A 22,618-nucleotide genomic window follows, 5' to 3' on the forward strand; every position below is an offset into this window, starting at 1 on the left:
GCCGCTCTATAGGGTGTCGATCGGCTTTTGGCGAGTCCGCGGCGGTGTCCAGCGCTTCCGAAGGCCTCACCTTTTCCAGTGGCGTCCCTCGGTTGCAACACCGAAACGGTCCGGCATGCGCGCAAAGGCGGCAAGGCCGGCAAGCGCTGCGACCGGATGGGTGACCACATAGGTCGGGATCGATTTCAGGAGCGCACTGTGCGGTGCCTTGTCCTCGAAGGCGGCGCGGAATTCCGGGCCGCGCAGGGCGGGCAGGATCTTCTGCGAGATGCCGCCGGCCAGGAAAACGCCGCCCTTGGCCATGAAGATCATCGCCATGTCGCCGGCCACACGGCCGAGATAGGTCGAAAACAGCGAGACGGTCTCGACCGCCGCGCGGTCCTCCTGCGCCAGCGCCTTGGCGGTCACGTCGGACGGTTTGGCGAGCGTCGCGTCCACGCCGTCGGCCGCACAGATGGCGCGGTAAATGTTCATGATGCCGCGCCCGCAGAGCAGTTGCTCGGCGGAGATGCGGCCCTCGATCGGCTCCAGGAAGGGCCAGATGCGGTAATCGCGCTCGCTGCGAGGGCCGACATCGACATGGCCGCCTTCGCCGGGAACCGGGATCCAGCTGTGGCGGGCATAGACGAGACCGGCGACGCCAAGCCCGGTGCCGGGGCCGAGCACGGTGCGCGAGGCGGCATTGCGCTCGATGCCGGGGCCGATCTTCTCCCGGTCAGTGTCGCCGAGCGAGGCGACGGCGAGCGCCTGCGCCTCGAAATCGTTGACGAGCAGCACGTCCTCGAAGCCGAGATTGGCGATCATGTCGCGCGGACGCACCACCCACGGGCAATTGGTCAGCGGCACCTCGTCGCCCTGGATCGGGCCGGCGAGCGCGAGAATCGCCGAGCGCGGCTGCACCGAACTCGTGTCGAGAATGCACTTTTGCAACGCATCGTCGATATTGGCGAAATCCGCCGTCTGGACGATCGGAAACTGCTTGGGTTCGGCAAAGGCATCCAGCAGCAGCGCGAAACGTGCATTGGTGCCGCCGATATCGCCGACGAGAATGGGGAAGGGGAGGTTGGTCTCGTTGTCGCTCGGTCTTGCCATCAAGCTATCCCGTACTTCGCGTAGTAATTTTGGCGTATCGCCTATCCGGGCTCAACAGTGCCGTCAATCGGCAGCGAAGTCGAGCAGGTGTTCAGCGGTGGCGCGGTTCAGCGCCATCGGAATGTCATAGACGATGGCAAGCCGCATCAGCGCCTTGACGTCCACATCATGCGGCATGGGGGTGAGCGGATCGACGAAAAAGATCAACACGTCCACCTCGCCGGTCGCAATCAGCGCGCCGATCTGCTGGTCGCCGCCGAGCGGGCCGCTCTTGAGACGCGTGACGTCGAGGCCGGGGCAGGCTTCCAGCACGCGGCCGCCGGTGGTGCCGGTCGCCACGATCTTCGCCTGCGCCAGCACCTTTTCATTGCGCCGCGCAAAGGCCGCCATGTCGTCCTTCTTCTCGTCATGGGCGATGAGGGCGAAGCATTTGCGGCGGGACATGGCGTTCCTCGTGGGCACGACGGGGAAATTTAAATCGATTTGATGCCTTATACAAAAGCGGTGGGGGCTTGAAAAGCCCCGCCGCTGAAGGTGGCTTACTGGAACGGACGCGGGATCGGGATCGGCACGACGGCCGGTAGCGCCGTGTCGTTGGCGATGACCGCCTCGATGCTGCTCGCCGGCGTGTCCCCGCCGCCGGAGAAGGCGAGCGCGGTGGAGGAGACGCCGCCATTGCCCTGATAGGTCACTTCCTGCTCGGAGGCAGGCGAGGCGCTGGCCAGCACGGTGGCGCAGGCCTTTGGCAGGTTGGCCATCGTCAGATACCAGGGCTTTACGGGCTTGTCGTCCTTCTTCGGCTTCGGCTTGGACCAGGGCTCCTTGGTGAACCACCAGGCAAGCGAGGCATCGCAGCCGTCGCCGGCCGGCACGCGGGCTTGTGGCTTGCAGCCGGCCGCGCCTTCCGGGCATTTGATGCGGATGTGGAAGTGCTCGTCATGGCCATAGATCGGCCGCACCTTGCCGAGCAGCGAACGGTCGCCCTGCCATGTGTCGCAGAGCTTCTTCTTGATCGCCGGATTGACGAAGACGCGATCGACCTGCGGATAGCTCGCCGCCTGCATGACGAGTTTGGCATGGGTCGACGTCCAGCGACGCGAATCGACGGTCAGGAACTTGCTCTTGTCGAGCATGGAGGTGAAGGGCAGCTTCTCGCGCTCCTCAGCCGAGAGGCGATGGTCCGGCATCGGCGTGAACCAGATGTCGGCATCGAGTCCCACTTGGTGGGATGCATGGCCCGACAACATCGGTCCGCCGCGCGGCTGCGAGATATCGCCGAGCAGCAGGCCCGGCCAGCCGAGCTTCTGGGCGTCCTGCGAGAACTGCTCCAGAAGCGCGATCATCTGCGGATGACCCCAGCGCCGGTTGCGCGACAGGCGCATCGCCTGCCAGGCCGGGCCGTCCGTCGGGATCGCCACGGCGCCGGCAATGCAGCCCTTGGCATAGGAGCCGTAGGGGTTCGTCGCCATTTTCGCCGGGAGGCGCTTGGCGCCGAACAGCTCCTTGGCCGGCCGGTCCTCGGCGGCGGAGGGGCTGGCAAAAGCGGTCAGCGCGAGGCCGGCGGCCATCAGGCACGGGATGAGGCGGATAAGCTTTGAAGGCAGGGGCATTGGCAGGTCTCGAAGTCGCAATCGCTCACGAAAGGTTAAAGGATCATCCTTTCGCGGAAATGAATCGTCGTGTCGGATAGGGACGGCAAAAACCGCCGCTTTCATGGCAGGCCTGTCAATTGCCCGGATTTTGCCTATTCTCCGCTGCATGCTTCGGCAAACGCATGGAAAGGAAAGTGGCATGAAGGCAGCCTACGGGAGAACATGGGTCACGGCGATACTGGCGATCGGGCTCGCAACGGGAGTGGCTGCTCAGGATGCTGCAAGTCCGGTTTGGCGCAACGGCATCTCGACCATCGGTGAACTGAAGCATCCCAACGGCTTTGCGCATTTCGACTATGTCAATCCCGACGCGCCGAAGGGCGGCGAGCTGAAACTCTCCGAAACCGGCACCTACGATACGTTCAACCTCATCCTCTCCAAGGGAGAGGCGGCGACCGGCGTCGGTTCGCTCGTCTTCGACACCTTGCTGAAATCCGCCGAGGACGAGATCACCGCCTCCTATGGCCTGTTGGCCGAAGGCGTTTCCTATCCCGACGACTTCTCGTCGGCGACCTTCCGCCTGCGCGCGGAAGCCAAATGGGCGGACGGGAAGCCCGTGACGCCGGAGGACGTCGTTTATTCCTTTGAAAAGCTGAAGGAGCACAATCCGCTCTATGCCAACTATTACCGCCACGTGATCTTGGCGGAAAAGACCGGCGATCGCGACATCACCTTCCGCTTCGACGAGAAGAATAATCGCGAACTGCCCAACATTCTCGGCCAGTTCCCGGTCATCCCCAAGCACTGGTGGGAGGGAACGGACGCCAAGGGCAACAAGCGCGACATCAGCCGCACGACCCTGGAACCGGTGATGGGCTCCGGCCCCTACAAGATCGGCGCCTTCCAGGCCGGCGCCTCCATCCGCTTCGAGCGGCGCGACGACTATTGGGGCAAGGACCTCAATGTGAATGTCGGCCAGAACAATTTCGACACGATTACCTATACGTTCTTCGGCGACAAGACCGTCGAATTCGAAGCCTTCCGCACCGGCAATGTCCAGTTCTACCAGGACAACAGCGCCAGCCACTGGGCGACGTCCTACGATTTCCCGGCTGCCAAGGACGGGCGCGTGGTGCGCGAGGAGATCGAGAACCCGCTGCGCGCCACCGGCATCATGCAGGCCTTCGTGCCGAACCTGCGTCGCGACAAGTTCAAGGATCAGAAGGTGCGCGAGGCGCTGAACTATGCCTTCGATTTCGAGGACCTGAACCGCAGCCTCGCCTATAACGCCTTCCAGCGCGTCGACAGCTATTTCTGGGGCACGGAACTGGCGTCCTCCGGCCTGCCGGAGGGGCGCGAGAAGGAAATCATTGAGGAACTCAAGGACAAGGTTCCCGCCGAAGTTTTCACCACGCCCTATACCAACCCCGTCAACGGCGACCCGCAGAAGGTGCGCGCCAATCTGCGCAAGGCGCTCGATCTCTTCAAGGAGGCCGGCTACGAACTGAAGGATCGCAAGCTGGTCAATGTGAAGACGGGCGAACCTTTCGGCTTCGAGATCCTGCTCTCCAATCCCTCCTTCGAACGCACGGTGACGCCCTTCGTCAACAGCGTGAAGAAGATCGGCGTGGATGCGCGCATCCGCACCGTCGATGCCTCGCAATACACCAACCGCACGCGCAGCTTCGACTATGACATGATCTACGGCATCTGGGCGCAGTCGCTCGTTCCGGGCAACGAGCAGAGCGACTATTGGGGCTCGGCCTCGGCCAACCAGCAAGGCTCGAAGAACTATGCCGGCATTTCCGATCCGGCGATCGACGAGCTTATCCGGCGCATCATCTTCGCGCCGAACCGCGACGAACTGGTGGCGACCACCCATGCGCTCGATCGCGTTCTGCTCGCCCATCATTATGTCGTGCCGCTGTTCTATGCCAAGGCGCAGCGCATCGCCTATTGGAACAATCTCGCCCGTCCGCAGGACCTACCCTATTACGGGCTCGGTTTTCCGAATGTCTGGTGGTCGAAGAACGCTGCGAAATGAGCCGGGGCTTGCGCCGCAAAGCCGGCTGGGCTCCATATAGCGACAGCGAATCACCGCTGCCGGCTGCGGTGGCAAAACGAGAAGGTCTGGGCTTGATCGACAGGATATCGAAGCGGCGGCGTGCCGCAGACGGGCGCGTCCTTCCGGTGGAGCGTCGCTGATGGGCGCCTATATCCTGCGTCGTCTCCTGCTGATGATCCCGACCATTTTCGGCATCATGGCGATCTCTTTCGCCATCGTGCAGTTCGCACCGGGCGGGCCGGTCGAGCAGGTCATTTCCGACCTTACCAACCAGGGGGCGGGCGACCGTCTCTCCGGCGGCGGCGACATGCTGCAGAATGCCGGCGGCGAGGGCGCGTATCGCGGCTCGCAGGGGCTCGATCCCGAATTCATCGCCAAGCTGGAAAAGCAGTTCGGCTTCGACAAGCCGCCACTCGAGCGCTTCTTCACGATGATGTGGGACTATATGCGCTTCGATTTCGGCGAAAGCTTCTTCCGCAACACCTCGGTCGTCGATCTGATCGCCGAGAAGATGCCGGTCTCGATTTCGCTCGGCGTCTGGATCCTGCTGTTCTCCTACGCCATCTCCATCCCGCTCGGCATCAAGAAGGCGGTGTCGGACGGCTCGGCTTTCGACGTCTGGACCTCGGGTGTCATCATCGTCGGCTATGCGGTGCCGAGCTTTTTGTTCGGCATCCTGCTCATCGTGCTCTTCGCCGGCGGGTCCTTCCTCGACTGGTTCCCGCTGCGCGGCATCGTCTCCGACAATTTCGACAGCCTCGCCTGGTGGCAGAAGCCGCTCGATTACATGTGGCACATGACGCTGCCGCTGATCACGTTGCTGCTTTCGGCCTTCGCCACCACGACGCTGCTCACCAAGAACTCGTTCATCGACGAGATCAAGAAGCAGTATGTCACGACGGCGCGCGCCAAGGGGCTGACGGAAGGGCAGGTGCTCTACGGTCACGTCTTCCGCAATGCCATGCTGATCATCATCGCCGGCTTCCCCGGCGCCTTCATCTCGGCCTTCTTCACGGGATCGCTGCTCATCGAATATATCTTCTCGCTCGATGGCCTCGGTCGTCTCGGCTACGATTCCATCGTGCGGCGCGACTATCCGATCGTCTTCGCCACGCTCTTCATCTTCTCGCTGATGGGCCTCGTCGTCAGCCTCATCTCCGACCTCATCTATACCTGGGTCGATCCCCGCATCGATTTCGACCGGAGGGACGTGTGATGAGTGCCGTGACGGATGCAAAGCCGGTCGCACCCCCGCGCAAGGGGCTGCTCAACCCGACCAATCTGCGGCGCTGGGAGAATTTCAAGGCGAACCGGCGCGGCTACTGGTCGCTGTGGATCTTCCTGGTCATCTTCGTGCTGTCGCTCTTTGCCGAGGGTATCGCCAACGACCGGCCGATCATCGCCTCCTACAAGGGCGAGCTGCTCTTCCCGGTCGTGGTCGATTACCCCGAGGAAAAGTTCGGCGGCTTCCTGGCCGAGACCGATTACCGCTCGGATTTCATTCAGGAAGAGGTCAACGCCAACGGCTGGATGATCTGGCCGCCGATCCGCTATTCCTACAGCTCGACCAATTCGAACATCCCGCATTCCGCCCCGACGAAACCCTTCTGGCTGATGTCGAAGGAAGAGCGTTGCGCCGGTTATCCCGGCGGCGTGAACGATCCGAACTGCACGATCAGCAATCTCAACTGGCTCGGCACCGACGACCAGGCGCGCGACGTGCTCGCCCGCGCCATCTACGGTTTCCGCATCTCGGTTCTGTTCGGTCTGGCGCTCACCATCGCTTCGGCCATTGTCGGCGTGACGGCCGGGGCCGTGCAGGGATATTTCGGGGGCTGGACCGACCTTCTGATGCAGCGCTTCATCGAGATCTGGTCGTCGATGCCGGTGCTCTACATCCTGCTCATCATCGCCGCGATCCTGCCGCCCGGCTTCTGGATCCTGCTCGGCATCATGCTCTTGTTCTCCTGGGTCGGCTTCGTCGGCGTGGTGCGTGCGGAATTCCTGCGCGCCCGCAATTTCGAATATGTCCGGGCCGCGCGCGCGCTCGGCGTCGGCAATGCCACGATCATGTACCGGCACCTTTTGCCGAACGCGATGGTGGCGACGCTGACCTTCCTGCCCTTCATTCTCTCGGGCTCGATCACCACGCTCACCTCGCTCGACTTCTTAGGGTTTGGCATGCCGCCGGGCTCGCCGTCACTGGGCGAGTTGATCGCGCAGGGCAAGAACAATCTTCAGGCGCCGTGGCTCGGCATCACCGCCTTCGTCGTCATGTCCGTCATGTTGTCGCTTCTGATCTTCGTCGGTGAAGCGACGCGCGACGCCTTCGATCCGAGGAAGACCTTCCGGTGAGCACACGCGAAATCCTCCTGTCCGTCAAAGACCTGTCGGTCGCCTTCCATCAGGGCGGCAAGACATCGCTCGCCGTCGACCACGTGTCCTTCGACATCCACCGCGGCGAGGTCGTGGCGCTGGTCGGTGAATCCGGTTCCGGCAAGTCGGTGACGGCGAACTCCATCCTGAAGCTCCTGCCCTATCCTGCCGCCAGCCACCCCTCGGGTGAGATCCGTTTCAACGGCAAGGACCTCTTGAACGCATCGGATGCGACGTTGCGCAATGTGCGCGGCAACGACATCACGATGATCTTCCAGGAGCCGATGACTTCGCTCAATCCGCTGCATTCGATCGAGCGGCAGATTGGTGAAATCCTCAAGCTGCACCAAGGTATCGAAGGCGTGGCCGCGCGGGCCAAAATCCTGGAGCTGCTCAATCAGGTCGGCATCCGCGAGCCGGAAAAGCGCCTCGCCGCCTATCCGCATGAACTTTCCGGCGGCCAGCGCCAGCGCGTCATGATCGCCATGGCGCTCGCCAACCGTCCCGAACTGCTGATCGCCGACGAACCGACGACGGCGCTCGACGTGACCGTCCAGGCGCAGATTCTCGAACTGCTGAAGAAACTCAAGGAAGAGCACGGCATGTCCATGCTCTTCATCACTCACGACCTCGGCATCGTCAGGAAATTCGCCGACCGGGTCTGCGTGATGACCAAGGGCAAGATCGTCGAGACCGGCCCGGTCGAAGAGATCTTCTCCAACCCACAGCATGCCTATACACGCCACCTGCTTGCGTCAGAGCCGAAGGGCGAGCCGCGACAGGGCGATGCAAGCCAGCCCGTCATCATCGAGGCCGACGACATCAAGGTCTGGTTCCCGATCAAGGCGGGTTTCATGCGCCGCGTCGTCGATCATGTGAAGGCCGTCGACGGCATCGACCTGACGCTGCGCGCCGGCCACACGCTCGGCGTCGTCGGCGAATCCGGCTCCGGCAAGACGACGCTTGGTCTCGCGCTGACGCGGCTCATCGCCTCGCAGGGGCGTATCGCCTTTATCGGGCAGGATATCGCCGGACACTCCTTCGCAGAAATGCGGCCGTTGCGCCGGCGCATGCAGATCGTCTTCCAGGACCCCTTCGGCTCGCTGTCGCCGCGCATGTCGGTGGCCGATATCGTCGCAGAGGGCCTGAAGATCCACGAGCCCGCGCTGTCGGAGGCCGAGCGCGACCATCGGGTGGCGTCGGCCCTTGAGGAAACCGGCCTCGACGCGTCGACCCGCTGGCGCTATCCGCACGAGTTTTCCGGCGGCCAGCGCCAGCGCATCGCGATTGCCCGCGCCATGGTGCTCAAACCCGAATTCGTCATGCTCGACGAGCCGACCTCCGCGCTCGACATGAGCGTGCAGGCGCAGGTGGTCGAGTTGCTGCGTGATCTCCAGGCCAAGCACAATCTCGCCTATCTCTTCATTAGTCACGACCTCAAGGTTGTGCGGGCGCTCGCCAATGACATCATCGTCATGCGCGCCGGGCGCGTCGTGGAGAAGGGGCCGGCGAAAGACATCATCGAGCGTCCGACGGAGGCCTATACCAAGGCCCTCATGGCCGCCGCCTTCAATCTCGAAGCCGTCAGGGTCGAGAGCATCCATCAGTAAGCCAAGAAGAGACTGCCCATGAAAAGCCCTGTGATCATCGATCTGAAATTCGATCAGGAGGAGGTCGCGGCGGCGTTGAAGGGAGCCTTTCCGGATCGCGAGGTCATCAACCTGCTGCATCCGGGCAATCGCAAGCGCGATCTCTCCGGCATCGACTATGCCGTGGTCTGGAAGCCGGGCGCCGATCTCTTTTCGCGGGCGAAGGATCTGAAGGTCGTGTTTTCCGGCGGCGCGGGGGTCGATCACGTGCTGACGCTGCCGGGCCTGCCGGATGTGCCGCTCGTCCGCTTCGTCGACGAGACGCTGACGACCCGCATGAGCGAGTGGGTGGTCATGCAATGCCTCCTGCACATGCGCCAGCACCGGCTTTACGAGGCGCAGCGCGACAAGCGCATCTGGCGCGAGCTTTCCCAGCCCGAGGCCAAGGATTTCACCGTCGGTATCATGGGCTTCGGCGTGTTGGGCCAGGATGCGGCGAAAAAGCTGAAGACGATCGGTTTCAACGTCATCGGCTGGTCGAAGAGCGGCCGCAAGGTCGAGGGTTTCGAGACTTTTGGCGATAGCGGCCTCGATGTCTTCCTCGGCAGGAGCGATATTATCGTCGGCCTGCTGCCGCTGACGCCGGACACGAAGGGCATCTTCAACACCGGTCTCTTCACGCGCCTCAGCCGCAATGGGCCGTTCGGCGCGCCCGTCTTCATCAATGCCGGCCGCGGCGGCAGCCAGGTCGAGGCCGATATCCTCGCGAGCCTCAACGACGGCACGCTCCATGGCGCCTCGCTCGATGTCTTCGAGCAGGAGCCGCTGCCGCTCGAAAGCCCGCTCTGGTCGATGGACAAGGCCTTCCTGACGCCGCATGCCGCCGCCGCCTCGGATGTCGCAGCGCTTTTCCGCCATGTCGAACAGCAGATCGCGCGTCTCGAAAGCGGCAAGCCGCTCGAACACCTCGTCGATCGCAACGCAGGCTATTAAGATCAGGGTCGGCGGTAGCCCGTTGGCCGCTCGTAGAGCCAGCCGATCCGCTCGATGGCGGCATCCAGCCCTTCGCGCGCCACGCTCATCGTGTGGCCGTTGGCGTGGAGGATGGTCGCATCGTCTTCCATGATCGCCACATGGCCCTTCCAGAAGACGAGGTCGCCGCGGCGCAGCTCTTCGCGGCTGATCGGCGTGCCGAGGCCGGCGGCCTGCATGTCGGAATCGCGGGGGGCCGTGCGGCCGGCCATCATCATCGAGAGCTGCACCAGCGCCGAGCAGTCGAGCCCGAAGCCGGACCGGCCGCCCCAGAGATAGGGCGCTTCGAGGAAGCGGATGGCGATGGCGACATAGTCGTCGCTCGCGGCCTCTCCAATGGGCAGGCAATGGCCGGCGACGACGGATTGACCGCTCGTCAGCGTCAGGTAACGCGTGCCACGCGTTTCGCTCTCGCCGACGACCGTTAGCCGGCTTCCGATCGAAAGCGCGAAGGCGGCGGGCGTTCGAAGATCCGCCCCGCTATAGGCGAAGGTGCGGGGCACCGCGACGATGTGGGTTGGGGGGGGCACCTCCGAGGATAGCGCATCCTCTTCGATATAGCCGACATATCCGTCGAAGCCCGATTTCACCCAGGCCCAGCCGTCTGCCCGGTCGAGCACCTGCACGGCCTCGCCGAACAGCACCTGCGTGTCGATGCCGGCAGCAGCATCCGGCCGGGGCCGGAGCGATGCGACGGGCACGGCGACATGGGCGGGCGTGCCGGACACGTAATGCGGCGCTTCCACACTGCCGCGCAGCGCCTCTTCGGCGAGGTCGGGACGATAGGCGTTGAGGCGGCGGTCGGGCAGGGCGTTCATGGGCGTCTCACGGAACGAGCGTATGGCCCCTGGCGATGATGAGGTCGCCGAGCCGTTCGAGATAAAGCGCACCGTCCACGGTGCGCTTGATGATGACATTGCGGCGATCGCGGTCGTCGCGCATGCGGGTAACGAGACCCTGTTCGCCCATCGTGTCAAGAGCGCGCGTAATGACGGGCTTGGTCACGCCGAGCTTGGCGGCAAGCCCGCGCACAGTGTGCGGCGGCGGCACGAGGTAGATTTCGAGCAGGATGGCGAGCTGGCGCAGCGTCAGATCGCGGCCATCCGCATGCACCTGCTGCATGGTCACCTCGTGCCAGAGGCCGAGTGCCTGCGATGGGGTCAAGTCTACCGGCACGGCGCCTCCGGGGATCAGCCTGTCCGCCCGGCGAAAGGGCGGCTCAGGCTTTTGTCCCGCATTTGCGTTAGCGTTTCGTTACGCTACCGTACCGGTTCTCGAAACGGAAGTTTTTGAATGCCGCAATTGCGGACGCAAAACCACTTCGCACTTTTGCTGCAATTGCTAGGCGGTGACCGTGCGCAGGTGGTGATAGAGCGCGCGAATGGCCTGCGCCTCGCCGCCGACGGGCGAATGTGGCCGTTCGGCCTGCGCCCAGGCATAGATATCGAAATGCGCCCAGTGCTTGTTGCGCGTGACGAAACGCTTCAGGAAGAGCGCCGCCGTGATCGAGCCCGCCATCCCGCCCGAGGGGGCGTTGGTGAGATCGGCGATGCGGGCGGAGACGTCCTTGTCATAGCCCATATAGAGCGGCATGCGCCATAGCGGGTCGTCCACCGTGAGGCTGGCTTCGGTGAGATCCTGCGCCAGATCCTCGTCGTCGGTGAAGAAGGGTGGCAGGTCGGGGCCAAGCGCTACGCGGGCAGCGCCCGTCAACGTCGCCATGTCGACGATCAGGTCGGCTTCTTCCTCGTCGGCATAGGCCAGTGCATCGGCCAGAATCAGCCGGCCCTCGGCGTCGGTATTGTCGATCTGGACGGTCAGGCCCTTGCGGCTCTTGTAGATATCGCCGGGGCGGAAGGCATTGGAGGAGATCGAATTCTCGACAACGGGCACCAGCACGCGCAGGTCCACCTTCAGCCTGGCGTCCATGATCATCAGCGCGAGGCCCATGACATTGGCGGCACCGCCCATATCCTTCTTCATCAGCAGCATGGAGGCGGCCGGCTTGATGTCGAGACCGCCGGTGTCGAAGGTCACACCCTTGCCGACCAGCGTCACGCGCTTGTGGCCCTTCTTGCCCCAGCGCAGTTCGAGCAGGCGCGGCGCCTGTTCGGAGGCGCGTCCGACCGTATGCACGAGCGGGAAATTCTCCTTGAGCAGGTCGTCGCCCGAGATGACCGAGACCTTCGCCTTGTAGTGTTCGCCGAGCCCGCGGAAAACATCCTCCAGCGCGTCCGGGCCCATATCGTTGGTGGGCGTGTTGATCAGGTCGCGGGCGAGGAACACGCCGGCCAGCTGGCGCTTGATGTCGGTGGCGTCGGCGTCATTCGGAATGAGCAGCTTCGGCGCCTCGGAAACGGAGGCCTTGTAACGTTCGAAACGGTAGCTGCCGAGGCCGTAGCCGAGCGCCAGGCGGTTTGCCGTCAGCGGCGCCGTCTCGACATGCCAGTCGCCGGCGGGCAATGCACGGGCGAGCTTTCCTGTCAGAAAGGGGGCGTCGGACGGGTTCTTGCCCAGCCCGAACAGCGCGCCGCCGAGATGACCGTCCGCTGTCGGCACCATCAGCAGTGCGCCGGATTCCGCCTTGAAGCCCGCTCTCTTCGCCCAGTCCAGCGCGATCGGATCGATCGTGCCGGTCTCGATATGCGCCGGCGTGATCGCAAAGATCGGCAAGGTCTTCCCGTTCTTCGTGTTGAAGGGAGAGGGCCGGTCGATGAACTGGAAGGGGGCCATGGGGAACCTTTGGAGTAAGCCGCGAGAATCGGCCAATTAACAATCTGTTAGGGTTAACAGATTATTGCTGGTGCGGAGATTGCGGCGTGATTCTGAACCGCCGCGTCATGCGGAAAAATCGCTTCGGGGACTGATCATGACCGCTTACCGCACGCGTTCGTCACTTCGCAAAGGGCTCCTGAGGGGCGCCGCCCTTCTCGCCATCACCGTGGCGGTGGCTGGCTGTGCCGGCGGAAAGAGCAACCTCACCACCGGCTCCATTTCGCGCAGCGGAAAGCCCATCGACCAGATGAACGCGACGGAACTTCGCGGTGCCGCCGACAGCATCGGCCAAGCCTATGCGAAGAACCCGAAGGACCGCAATATCGGCCTCAACTACGCCAATGTGCTGCGCATGAACGGGCGCAACGATCAGGCGCTCGCTGTCATGCAGCAAGTCGCCATCAATTTCCCGAGCGACCGCGACGTGCTCGCAGCCTACGGCAAGGCGCAGGCCGCCGCCGGCCAGCTGGAGCAGGCACTGAACACCATTGGACGTGCCCAGACTCCCGACCGGCCCGACTGGCGGCTGAAATCGGCCGAAGGGGCGATCCTCGACCAACTCGGCCGCTCTGGCGAGGCACGCCAGCGCTACCGCGAAGCGCTCGACATAAACCAGAACGAGCCCTCGGTGCTCTCAAATCTCGGCATGTCCTACCTGCTTTCGAAAGATCTGAAGACGGCGGAAACCTATCTGCGTTCCGCCTCCTCGCAACCCGGCGCCGACAGCAGCGTGCGCCAGAACCTGGCGCTCACCATCGGCCTGCAGGGCCGCTTCCAGGAAGCGGAAAATATCGCGCGGCAGGAACTGACCGCCGAGCAGGCGGAAGCCAATGTGAAATATCTGCGCGCCATGCTCGCCCAGCAGAATTCCTGGAAAAAGCTCGCCGCCGACGACAACGGTACGAATTGAGAACCGGATATCGACCTTTCGAATAGTCCCTCCCAAGGACGCCTTCGCCCCGGCAGGATTTTTTCCTGACCGGGGTGTTTTCTTTTTGGAGGGCGGGAAAGCCGTTACTTGAAGGTGTCGGAAACCTGGATGCCGGCGGGGCCGAGAATGACGGCGACCAGCACGGGCAGGAAGAACAGGATCATCGGCACGGTGAGCTTCGGCGGCAGGGCGGCCGCCTTCTTTTCCGCTTCGTTCATGCGCTGGTCGCGGCATTCCTGGGCTAGCACGCGCAGCGCCTGGGCGAGCGGCGTTCCGTAGCGTTCGGCCTGGATAAGCGCCTGCCCGACGGCCTTGACCGTATCGAGGCCGATGCGGGTGCCGAGGTTTTCATAGGCCGCACGCCGCTCTTGCAGGAACGAGAGCTCGGCGGTGGTAAGCACCAGCTCCTCGGCCAGTTCGGGCGAGGCCATGGCGATCTCGTCTGCCACGCGCTTGAAGGCGACCTCGATGGAAATACCCGATTCCACACAGATCAGCATGAGGTCGAGCGCATCCGGCCAGGCCCGGCGGATCGAGCTCTGTCGCTTGTTGATCTTGTTCGTAATGAAGATGTTCGGCGCATAGAAGCCGAGATAGGCGCTGAGAAGGGCCGCCAGAAGCCGCATGAAGAACGGTTTTTCGCCGAGATAGCCGAGATAGAAGATGTAGAAGGCGCCGACGGCTCCGAAGACGAAGGGCAGCGCGAAGCGGGCGAACAGGAAGATATTGAGGGCGTTCTGCGAGCGGTAGCCGGCCTGGCGCAGTCGGTTCATCGTGTTGGCGTCGACGAGTGCCTCGCGCAGGTTCAGCCGCTCGACGATCTGGCGGACCGAAGTGTTGTGCTGGGTGCGCAGCGAAGCCTTGCTCGCGACGGCTTCCGCATTCAGGCGGGCACGTTCGCGGGCGCGCATCTGCTCGCGCTCAAGTGCCACCGATTTCATGCGCTTGTCGAGATCGCCGCGGTCGAGATAAGGCGCGGCCAACGTGTAAACGGTCGCGAGCACCGCCATCATGACAAAGGCCGGCAGCAGAACGGTCGGGTCGGTGAGGGTGCTGACGAGTCCGGACATGCCTGCACTCCTAGATGTCGAAGTTGATCATTTTGCGCATCATGAGGATGCCGATGGACATCCAGCCGAGGCCGAGGCCCAGGATCAGGTGACCGCGCGGATCCGTAAACAAGATCATGATGTAGTCGGGCGAGGTCAGGTAGACGAGGAGGGTTACGATGAAGGGCAGGGCTCCGATGATGGCGGCCGACGCCTTCGCTTCCATCGAGAGTGCGCTGACCTTGTCGCGCATCTTGCGTCGCTCGCGCAACACGCGCGACAGGTTGCCGAGTGCCTCGGAAAGATTACCGCCGGCCTGGCTCTGGATCGCGATGACGATGGCGAAGAAGTTCGTTTCCTGCAGTGGGATGCTGGTGAACATGCGTGCGCAGGCTTCCGGCACGCTCAAGCCCACCTGCTGAGCCTCGACAATCTTGCGGAATTCCGTACGCACCGGTTCCTGGCCTTCGGCGGCGATGAGGCGAAGCGCGTCGGTCAGCGGCAGGCCCGACTTGATGGAGCGCACCATGACGTCGAGCGAATTCGGAAATTCGGCCAGGAACTTCTTCAGGCGGCGCTTGATCATGAATCCGACGAACCAGCGCGGCAGGCCCAGCGCCGCGATGACTGCAACGCCGAGGGCGACGAGCAGCCCGCCGCCGGCGATCAACGACAGCACGAAGGCAAAGAGGCCGAAGAGGCCGCTATAGACATAGAAGCGCGAGACCGTCGTCGACATGCCTGCCTGGGTGAGCCTGGCCTTCAGCGTGGTGGCGACGCGCTTCGTCTGCTCCTTCTGCTTCTTTTCCAGGTCCTTCAGCGAATCCTGCACGGATTTGCGCCGTTTGGAGAGTTCTTGCATGCGGTCGCGCGCAGCCTTGGCCTTGGACTGGTCGGTTTCCGCCGCCTGAACCCGGCGCACGCGGCTTTCTGCCTTCTTCTCCGTTTCGATGCGCGAGAAGAGCACGCCGTAGGCAAGGCCCGCCGTCGAGAGTGCGGCCAGCGCGAAGATGGCAACGATGGTGATATCCAGTCCGAACATCGCCCGCTCCCCTACGGTTTTTCCATCGCGTCAAGCGCTGCCGCCAGGCGTTTGTCTTCGTTGAAGTAGCGGGCGCGGTCCCAGAAATGCGGCTTGCCGATGCCGGTGCCGGTATGTTGGCCGATGAGGCGTCCGTTGGCGTCTTCGCCCTGGATCTCGAAGCGCATCAGATCCTGGGTGACGATAACGTCACCTTCCATGCCGACCACTTCGGTGATGTGGGTGATGCGGCGCGACCCGTCGCGCAGGCGCGAGGCCTGGATGATGACGTCGATAGAGCCAGCAATAATTTCGCGCACGGTCTTGGCCGGCAGCGTATAGCCGCCCATGGCGATCATCGATTCCATACGGCTCAGGCATTCGCGCGGCGTGTTGGCGTGGATCGTACCCATCGAGCCGTCGTGACCCGTGTTCATCGCCTGCAGGAGGTCGAAGACCTCCGGTCCGCGCACTTCGCCGACGATGATACGTTCGGGACGCATACGCAGGCAGTTCTTGATGAGATCGCGCATCGTGATCTCACCTTCGCCTTCGATGTTCGGCGGGCGGGTTTCAAGACGCACGACATGCGGCTGCTGCAGCTGAAGTTCGGCGGAGTCTTCGCAGGTGATGACGCGTTCGTCGCGGTCGATATAGTTGGTCAGGCAGTTGAGCAGCGTCGTCTTGCCCGAGCCGGTACCACCTGAAATGACAAGGTTGCATCGCACGCGGCCGATGATCTGCAGGAGCGTCGCACCCTCGGGCGTGATCGAGCCGAACCGGACGAGCTGGTCCAGCGTCAGCTTGTCCTTCTTGAACTTACGAATGGTCAGCGCGGTGCCGTCGATGGCCAGCGGCGGGGCAATCACGTTGACGCGCGAGCCGTCGGGAAGGCGCGCGTCGCAGATCGGACTCGATTCGTCGACGCGGCGGCCGACCTGGCTGACGATGCGCTGGCAGATCGACAGGAGCTGGGCGTTGTCGCGGAAGCGGATTTCCGATTCCTGCACCTTGCCGGCCACCTCGATATAGGTCTTGCCCGCACCGTTGACCATGATGTCGGCGATGTCGTCGCGCGCCAGAAGCGGCTCGAGCGGGCCGTAGCCGAGAACGTCGTTGCAGATGTCGTCGAGCAGTTCCTCCTGCTCGGAGATCGACATCGCGAAGTTCTTGATCGTGATGATGTCATTGACGATGTCGCGGATTTCTTCGCGCGCGCTCTCTGTGTCGAGCTTGGCGAGCTGCGACAGGTCGATTGTGTCGATCAGCGCGGAGAACACCTGGCTCTTCGTATCGTAATAGTCCTCGGTGCGCGGCGTGCGGCGGCGTGCCGTTGCAGCGGGTGCGGGCGCCATCGCGGACGCCGGTTCGAAGACGGGCTGCGCCGGCGCTGCGCTGGCCGGCCGCTCCGCCGTCACGGTCTGGGTGGCGTGCGCCACGGCATGCACCGGTTGGCCAACCGAGCCGCCCTTGCCTGAACCTTCATTGCCGCGTTTGCCGAACATGCCTTGTCATCCAGTCTGTTGATGCCCCTAAAGGCTTACTTCCGGCCAAGCAGGCCCAATACCTTGCCGAGGCCGGCCTTCTTGGCCTTCTTGACCGTCGAGCGGCCCGTGACGATATGCGCGAGCTGCGAGAAGGTCTCCGCCGTCGGCGATTTCTTGTCCATTTCCGCGATCATGCGGCCGCTGTTCGAAGCCGTGCCGAACAGCTGCGCATCGAAGGGAATGACGGCGATGGGCTGGATGCCGAGGGGTTCGCAGAAGTCGTCGGGTGCGATTTCCGGCCGCTTCGGCATCCCGACCTGATTGAGCACCAGATGCGGAGGTTTGTCGTTGGGCCGGAGCTTTTTCAGCGCATCCAGCATGTTCTTCGTATTGCGCAGATTGGCGAGGTCCGGCACGGCGGTGATGATGACCTCGTCAACTTCTGAGAGCAACGTTCGCGTCCATTCCGACCAAGCATGGGGCACGTCCAGCACCGTCACGGGCGCGCTGCGCTGCAGCACCTCGACGATCGGCTGGAAGGAGCCGCGTTCGAGATCGTAGGCGCGATCCAGCATGGAGGGGGCGGCCAGCAGCGACAGGTGATCCGAGCATTTCGTCAAAAGGCGGTCGAGGAAGACCTCGTCGAGCCGTTCCGGCGCGCTGATCGCTTCGGAAATACCCTGCGGCGGATCCTGATCGAAGTCGATATTGGCGGTGCCATAGGGCAGGTCGAGATCGGCAAGGATGACCTCGGTCTGAAACAGGTTGGAAATGTCGAAGGCGCAATTATGCGCGATCGTCGAGGAGCCGCAGCCGCCCTTGGCGCCGATGAAGGCGACGGTGCGGCCGAGCGGCTCGGCCTCCGGATCGATGAAGATCGCCGCCATGGCGTTCAGCACCTCGGCCATGCCGACGGGTCCGACCATATATTCGGAAATGCCGTTGCGGATGAGGTCGCGATAAAGCGGGATGTCGTTGTAGCGGCCGACGATGACGACCTTGGTGCTGGGATCGCAGACTTGGGCGAGCGGGGCAAGCTCGTCCATGATGCCGCCTGGCTCGGTTGCGGTTTCCAGGATCAGTAGGTTGGGCGTTGGCGCCGAGGCGAACATGTTGGCGGCGGCTGCTATGCTGGCGCTCGATATGCGCAGGCTTACCTTGGCCATGCGGCGGTCCTGGCCACAGCGCTCCATGGTGCGCAGCATCGCCTCGCTTTCGCAGAAGGCATGCACAGAGATGCGCGGCAGCGGGCGCACGGTCTCCAGATCAGTTGGCCGGACCGCCTCGTCCGCCATTCCGTCGTCGGCACGCTCAATGGTGTAGTCTACTGTGCTCATCGTCATGCCCGTTCCTGGTATCCGGCGGACCGGTGGGAGTGGTTTCGCGTACCTGCCGTCAGAAATCCGGTTGGCCGTTCTTGCGATAGTCCTGAATCACCACATTGCGTTGCTCGGCGTCGATCGCGCTCATGCCGCGCGGCTGGACGAGATCCATCGGATTGGCGATCTGGGCGGCGAGATTGGCCTGCGTCGCGCAGCCGAAATTGTGGTAGTTCTTGTTTTCCATCGTGTTTTCGACGAGATCCTCCGGCCATTCGCCACAGGGACCTGCCTTGGCGGTGATGGCGAAGAAGGCAAGCCGGATCGGCGCGTTCGGGCCATAGGCGGCGGCGTCATAGGCCGTCTCGATCAGCATGTCGCGCTTGACCCCGGCCGCAATGAGGGTCGCGCGGATTTCCTTGCGCATATGGTCGGCCGTCGCCGCATTGGCCGAGCCGCGCGGCAGCATGATCTGCACGGCGCTACGCGATTTTGCGGCGTGGTCGGAGGCGAAGCCGCGGATGTTGTCGCGAACGCCCGTCGTCAGCGCCCGGTCGCCAGTGGCGATCGGGATGTCGAGCGTCTGGGCGTCCTCGGTCAGCACGATCGGGTGGCGCGTGCGGTAGTCGTCCGGGATCGAGCCGGTGGCGTTGCGGTCCGGCTTCGTGCCGCAGCCGGAAAGGGCGGCGGCTGACAGGACGAGGGTAGCGGCGAGCGCGATGCGCATCGGGCGGCTCCTTGCGGAAGGACGGAAGTTCTGGATCGTTTCGCTCATGGACCTGCCCGTCATTTGTAGATGAAGCCGATGGAGCCGTGATAGCTGCCTGCGGGCATCGCATCTTCCTTGCGGCCGTAGACCTTGTTCACCTTGCCGAGGAAGAAGCTCGCAGCGTCGTTGGTCGCATTGAAATTGTCGTCGGGACGCGACAGCGCGGTGCGCGCGACCGGCCGCACGAGATAGGGCGTGGCGATGATCACCATTTCCGTCTCGTTGCGCACGAAGTCCTTGGACCGGAACAGCGTGCCGAAGATCGGGATTTTCGACAGGCCCGGAAGACCCGACATCGCCTGACGGATATCGTCCTTGACGAGGCCGGCAATCACGATGGAGCCACCGGACGGCAGCTCGACGCTGGTCGTCGCCTCGCGCCGGCGGATGCCGAGCACCGTCATGCCGGGAATGCTGCTGGTGCCGCCCCAGGTCGCGGATCCCTCGAAGGTCGGTTCCGATACTTCCGTCTGAACACGCAGGCTGATCCGCCCCGGTGAAAGGACGACCGGCCGGAAATTCAAACGGATGCCGTATTCGACTTCATCGATGGTACGCTTGACCGTGGTGTCATTGTTGTCGTCCTTGGCGATTTCCTGTTCCGTGGGGATACGGAAGTCGCCGCCGACATAGAATTTGGCCTCTTCGCCGGAGATCGCGGTGAGGCTCGGTTCGGCCAGCGTGCGCATGACACCAGCCTGCTCCATGGCACTGACATAGCTTGCCAGGTTCAGTCCGCCAACGCTGCCGGTGAGGGCGCCGTTGGACACCCAATCGGCGGCACCGCCGAGATTGGTCGGATTGCGGAAGGAAATGCCGCCCGACGAGCCCTGCACGGAGCCGTTGAAGCCGAGCTGCTTGAGCACCTGCCGGCTGACTTCCGCAACCGTCACCTTGAGGGTGACTTGGTCTTCGCCGTCGATCTTCAGCATGTTGACGACCTGCGAGCGCTGGCGGTCTTCGCCGAAGATCGCGGCGTCGCCGTTGTTGCCCTGGGCCGTGATGTTGCGCGTGGTCGCCTCGCCGCCCTTCAGGAAGATTTCGGCCAGCCGCGTCGCCTGGGCGGCATCCTGCGGCGTGCGCACCGTGCCGTTCAGCACGATGTTGTCGGAGATGATTTCGACTTGAATGTCGGAATCCGGAATGAAGCGGCGCAGGTTCGCCTGCAGCCCATCGATGTCGCGCTCGACGGTGAGGTCGATACTGACGATTTCCTCGCCACCAGGCCCGAAGATGAAGATGTTGGTCTGGCCGACTTCCTTGCCGAACAGATAGATGCGGCGCGAACTGCGCGTCACGGCATCGGCCTTGATGGGGTCTGCGACGAGAATGTCGTGCGCATCCGACGGCAGGTCCACCACGATCGCCTTGTTGAGACCGAGCTTGACGGCCTTGCGGGCGCCGGGGCCGCTCTCGCTGATGCGGATGACAGAGGCGGTCGCCGCCTCGGCGGTTGCGACGGGAGCAAGCGGAAAGCCTGACAAGGCGAGGCAAACGCTCAGCCCGCCGGCAACAGAAGCCCGAAAAGTCTTAGCAAGTCCAAACACGGTCAGCTCCTGGTCATTGCTTGGCGGCATTCGTGCCGTTGACGATTTCGCCGCTTTTGATCACCGTGACGAGCGGCACGCCGTCACCGCCGGAAAGCAAGTAATCGGCGGCAATCGTATCGGGTTCCTGGGCATCGGCGACGCTGCGCAGCGCCAGCTGCAGCCGCTCGGCCATCTGCTGGGCGACGGTGATCACCTTGGTCTGGTCCGGCGTCAGTTCCAGCGTGGCGGTGGTGCCAATGGCCGATTTCGAGCCGTCGGGATTTTCCTGTATCTGCTGGTCGATGGCGAGCACACGCACATTCGACAACACGGTCTCCGTCAGGAACGAGCCGATGTCGGTCTTGCGCACCATGATGACATCAACGCGGTCGTTCGGCAGGATGAAACCGCCGGCGCCTGTCGCAACGGAGATTTCGGTGGCGACCGCCCGTTTGCCGGCTGGCAACAGCGAAGACATGATGCGATTGCTCGAATCCGCGATCTTTTCCTGGCGGATCGGCTCGCCATCGAAGATCGGCATGCGGGCGATGGCGCCGTCGAGGCTTTCCATCGCATCCGGCCGGTTCTGATCGGTGATGAAACCTTCGACGACGGAGGCCTGGGGCCATTCCGCCCAGCTGAGCGAATCGGGCTTGAGGCGTGAGCCGACCGGCAGGCTTTCGCGTGCGACAAGAACGTTGACGGTCGGTTCCCGCTCGATGACGGGATCGCCCTGGACGATGGTCGCCTTGCCGCCGCGGGCGACCTGCAGCGCAAGGAGCCCCGCGACGCCGGCGGAGACGACGGCCACTGCCAGAATGATGATTCGCGCCGGTCTCATATGGATTCCCTGGGGCTGCGGACACTTCTATCCACCCACATTGACCGGCAATGGTATAATTATGGTTAATAAGGACCTTACGGGTATGGTTAACGTCCAACTAACGGGGTCGCCGAGGACATTGCCTTAGGCCAAAAAAACAAAACCGGGAGGCAGGGCCATCCCGGTCAATCCGTTTCCTCTTTAAGGAATGGCTGTCAGCCGAGAGCGGCGAGCATCAGCGGCGAGGAGGGATAGGCGGCAAAGGCCGCGGCTCCGATCGCAATACCGTAGGGCACCTTGTTGCCGGAAAGGATATGCGTAGGAACGGGCAAGCCGGCGGCGTAGATCTGGGTGCTTTTGCCTCTCAGCATCACGATCGCGACAGTGAGAAGCCCACCGAAGAACGATACCAAGATGATGTATTCAAGAAGCGAGGCAGTGAAGCCGAACCAGACGGCGCTCGCCGACAGTACCTTCACGTCGCCGCCACCCATGACATTGAGCGCGAAGAGCGCGAAGCCGATCGAAAAAACAAGCAGGCCGGCACCGAGATGTATCGCGATCTCGTTGAGACCGAGGCCAGTAAGCGGGGCGGCGAGGAGGAAGGCGCCAAGCAGAATGGCCGAGACCCGGTTGGGAATGGTCATCGTGAAGAGGTCGGAAAATGCTGCGACTGCAAGACAGAACGGAAAGATCACGAAGATCAGAGCCTGTGTCACGCGACGTCCTCCTCCCAGCCGGTCTGGCTGCGATCGGTGAAATCCTGGAATGAAGAAGCCGCCCTCCGAGGATGGCGGCTTCCGTTTCGAAACGTCCCGAACGGATCTTAGTTCTGGGATTCCGTCAGCCGGTCGTTCAGGAAGTTGAACTGGGCGTTCAGGCCACTACCGAGGGCGGTTGCGCCGCCGATGAGGGCAACGGAAATCAGGGCTGCGATCAGGCCGTATTCAATGGCGGTTGCGCCAGATTCGTCCTTCATAAGGCGAGCAAAAATCTTGGTCATGGTATTCTCCTAGCTCCACGAGTGTTGGTTCAGCACGTCCGCCAACTGTTTCCGTTGTTCGGATGACTGCAACCTAGCGTCGGGCGATTGCTATCGACTTAAGGAAGTCGGTTAATTTTTTCTCTATCTTCTGCTCCCGGAAATAGGGTGTCAAAAGTGTTAATCT

The 22,618-nt window shown here is 63.1% G+C and carries 21 protein-coding genes; 6 read left to right on the forward strand and 15 right to left on the reverse strand.

What is annotated here, in order from left to right; genetic code table 11:
* Window positions 1-66: 66 nt before the first annotated feature.
* The 3 genes from D0Y60_RS04690 to mepA form a co-directional block, all read right to left on the reverse strand.
* Complete coding sequence (locus D0Y60_RS04690) at window positions 67-1,092, reverse strand: glucokinase (protein WP_117367322.1); 1,026 nt, start codon at window positions 1,090-1,092, stop codon at window positions 67-69.
* 63 nt (window positions 1,093-1,155) lie between these two features.
* Window positions 1,156-1,536: a methylglyoxal synthase gene (locus tag D0Y60_RS04695; RefSeq protein ID WP_117367324.1), complete on the reverse strand. Its 381-nt coding sequence runs from the start codon at window positions 1,534-1,536 to the stop codon at window positions 1,156-1,158.
* A 95-nt stretch (window positions 1,537-1,631) separates the two neighbouring features.
* Window positions 1,632-2,660 carry a penicillin-insensitive murein endopeptidase gene (gene mepA / locus D0Y60_RS04700; protein WP_245409110.1) on the reverse strand — a complete coding sequence of 343 codons (1,029 nt, stop codon included), beginning with the start codon at window positions 2,658-2,660 and terminating at the stop codon, window positions 1,632-1,634.
* 223 nt (window positions 2,661-2,883) lie between these two features.
* On the opposite strand from mepA, the gene D0Y60_RS04705 reads away from it, so the two are divergent.
* The 5 genes from D0Y60_RS04705 to D0Y60_RS04725 all read left to right on the forward strand — a co-directional run bounded on the left by D0Y60_RS04705 (window position 2,884) and on the right by D0Y60_RS04725 (window position 9,707).
* Entirely contained in the window at window positions 2,884-4,728 is a 1,845-nt protein-coding gene (locus D0Y60_RS04705; RefSeq protein ID WP_117367328.1) for an extracellular solute-binding protein, read from the forward strand.
* Window positions 4,729-4,888: 160 nt separating this feature from the next.
* Window positions 4,889-5,965, forward strand: a complete 1,077-nt coding sequence (locus tag D0Y60_RS04710) for a microcin C ABC transporter permease YejB (protein ID WP_117367330.1) — start codon at window positions 4,889-4,891, stop codon at window positions 5,963-5,965.
* Complete coding sequence (locus tag D0Y60_RS04715; RefSeq protein WP_117367332.1) at window positions 5,965-7,104, forward strand: ABC transporter permease; 1,140 nt, start codon at window positions 5,965-5,967, stop codon at window positions 7,102-7,104. Before D0Y60_RS04710 ends, D0Y60_RS04715 begins: the two co-directional genes overlap by 1 nt.
* On the forward strand, window positions 7,101-8,735 hold the full coding sequence (locus D0Y60_RS04720; RefSeq protein ID WP_199564107.1) for an ABC transporter ATP-binding protein: 1,635 nt from the start codon (window positions 7,101-7,103) through the stop codon (window positions 8,733-8,735). The genes D0Y60_RS04715 and D0Y60_RS04720 overlap by 4 nt, the downstream gene beginning before the upstream one ends.
* Window positions 8,736-8,747: 12 nt before the next feature.
* Window positions 8,748-9,707, forward strand: a complete 960-nt coding sequence (locus tag D0Y60_RS04725) for a glyoxylate/hydroxypyruvate reductase A (RefSeq protein WP_117367334.1) — start codon at window positions 8,748-8,750, stop codon at window positions 9,705-9,707.
* A 2-nt stretch (window positions 9,708-9,709) separates the two neighbouring features.
* Here D0Y60_RS04725 and D0Y60_RS04730 read toward each other — a convergent pair whose 3' ends face one another.
* From D0Y60_RS04730 to D0Y60_RS04740, 3 genes are all read right to left on the reverse strand, one after another.
* Window positions 9,710-10,564 (reverse strand): NlpC/P60 family protein, encoded by an 855-nt coding sequence (locus tag D0Y60_RS04730; RefSeq protein ID WP_117367336.1) that lies wholly within the window; start codon window positions 10,562-10,564, stop codon window positions 9,710-9,712.
* A gap of 7 nt (window positions 10,565-10,571) precedes the next feature.
* Window positions 10,572-10,922, reverse strand: a complete 351-nt coding sequence (locus tag D0Y60_RS04735; RefSeq protein WP_117367338.1) for a MarR family winged helix-turn-helix transcriptional regulator — start codon at window positions 10,920-10,922, stop codon at window positions 10,572-10,574.
* Window positions 10,923-11,087: 165 nt separating this feature from the next.
* Window positions 11,088-12,479: a M17 family metallopeptidase gene (locus D0Y60_RS04740; protein WP_117367340.1), complete on the reverse strand. Its 1,392-nt coding sequence runs from the start codon at window positions 12,477-12,479 to the stop codon at window positions 11,088-11,090.
* A 136-nt stretch (window positions 12,480-12,615) separates the two neighbouring features.
* On the opposite strand from D0Y60_RS04740, the gene D0Y60_RS04745 reads away from it, so the two are divergent.
* Window positions 12,616-13,431 carry a tetratricopeptide repeat protein gene (locus D0Y60_RS04745; protein ID WP_117367342.1) on the forward strand — a complete coding sequence of 272 codons (816 nt, stop codon included), beginning with the start codon at window positions 12,616-12,618 and terminating at the stop codon, window positions 13,429-13,431.
* Window positions 13,432-13,535: 104 nt separating this feature from the next.
* Here D0Y60_RS04745 and D0Y60_RS04750 read toward each other — a convergent pair whose 3' ends face one another.
* From D0Y60_RS04750 to D0Y60_RS04790, 9 genes are all read right to left on the reverse strand, one after another.
* Window positions 13,536-14,522: a type II secretion system F family protein gene (locus tag D0Y60_RS04750; RefSeq protein WP_117367344.1), complete on the reverse strand. Its 987-nt coding sequence runs from the start codon at window positions 14,520-14,522 to the stop codon at window positions 13,536-13,538.
* 10 nt (window positions 14,523-14,532) lie between these two features.
* Window positions 14,533-15,543, reverse strand: a complete 1,011-nt coding sequence (locus D0Y60_RS04755) for a type II secretion system F family protein (RefSeq protein ID WP_117367346.1) — start codon at window positions 15,541-15,543, stop codon at window positions 14,533-14,535.
* Window positions 15,544-15,554: 11 nt separating this feature from the next.
* Window positions 15,555-17,027 carry a CpaF family protein gene (locus D0Y60_RS04760; protein WP_117367348.1) on the reverse strand — a complete coding sequence of 491 codons (1,473 nt, stop codon included), beginning with the start codon at window positions 17,025-17,027 and terminating at the stop codon, window positions 15,555-15,557.
* 35 nt (window positions 17,028-17,062) lie between these two features.
* Window positions 17,063-18,346 carry a CpaE family protein gene (locus tag D0Y60_RS04765; RefSeq protein ID WP_117368370.1) on the reverse strand — a complete coding sequence of 428 codons (1,284 nt, stop codon included), beginning with the start codon at window positions 18,344-18,346 and terminating at the stop codon, window positions 17,063-17,065.
* Window positions 18,347-18,404: 58 nt separating this feature from the next.
* Window positions 18,405-19,103 carry a CpaD family pilus assembly protein gene (locus D0Y60_RS04770; protein WP_245409091.1) on the reverse strand — a complete coding sequence of 233 codons (699 nt, stop codon included), beginning with the start codon at window positions 19,101-19,103 and terminating at the stop codon, window positions 18,405-18,407.
* A gap of 11 nt (window positions 19,104-19,114) precedes the next feature.
* On the reverse strand, window positions 19,115-20,644 hold the full coding sequence (locus D0Y60_RS04775; protein ID WP_245409092.1) for a type II and III secretion system protein family protein: 1,530 nt from the start codon (window positions 20,642-20,644) through the stop codon (window positions 19,115-19,117).
* 13 nt (window positions 20,645-20,657) lie between these two features.
* Window positions 20,658-21,467: a Flp pilus assembly protein CpaB gene (gene cpaB, locus D0Y60_RS04780; RefSeq protein WP_117367354.1), complete on the reverse strand. Its 810-nt coding sequence runs from the start codon at window positions 21,465-21,467 to the stop codon at window positions 20,658-20,660.
* Window positions 21,468-21,664: 197 nt separating this feature from the next.
* The gene (locus D0Y60_RS04785; RefSeq protein WP_117367356.1) at window positions 21,665-22,168 is read right to left on the reverse strand and encodes a prepilin peptidase; all 504 of its coding nucleotides are present in this window, start codon (window positions 22,166-22,168) and stop codon (window positions 21,665-21,667) included.
* A gap of 107 nt (window positions 22,169-22,275) precedes the next feature.
* Window positions 22,276-22,452, reverse strand: a complete 177-nt coding sequence (locus tag D0Y60_RS04790) for a Flp family type IVb pilin (protein ID WP_117367358.1) — start codon at window positions 22,450-22,452, stop codon at window positions 22,276-22,278.
* Between the last annotated feature and the right edge of the window lie 166 nt (window positions 22,453-22,618).

Origin of the sequence: Shinella sp. WSJ-2 (assembly GCF_003432075.1) — a bacterium.
Taxonomy (GTDB): domain Bacteria; phylum Pseudomonadota; class Alphaproteobacteria; order Rhizobiales; family Rhizobiaceae; genus Shinella.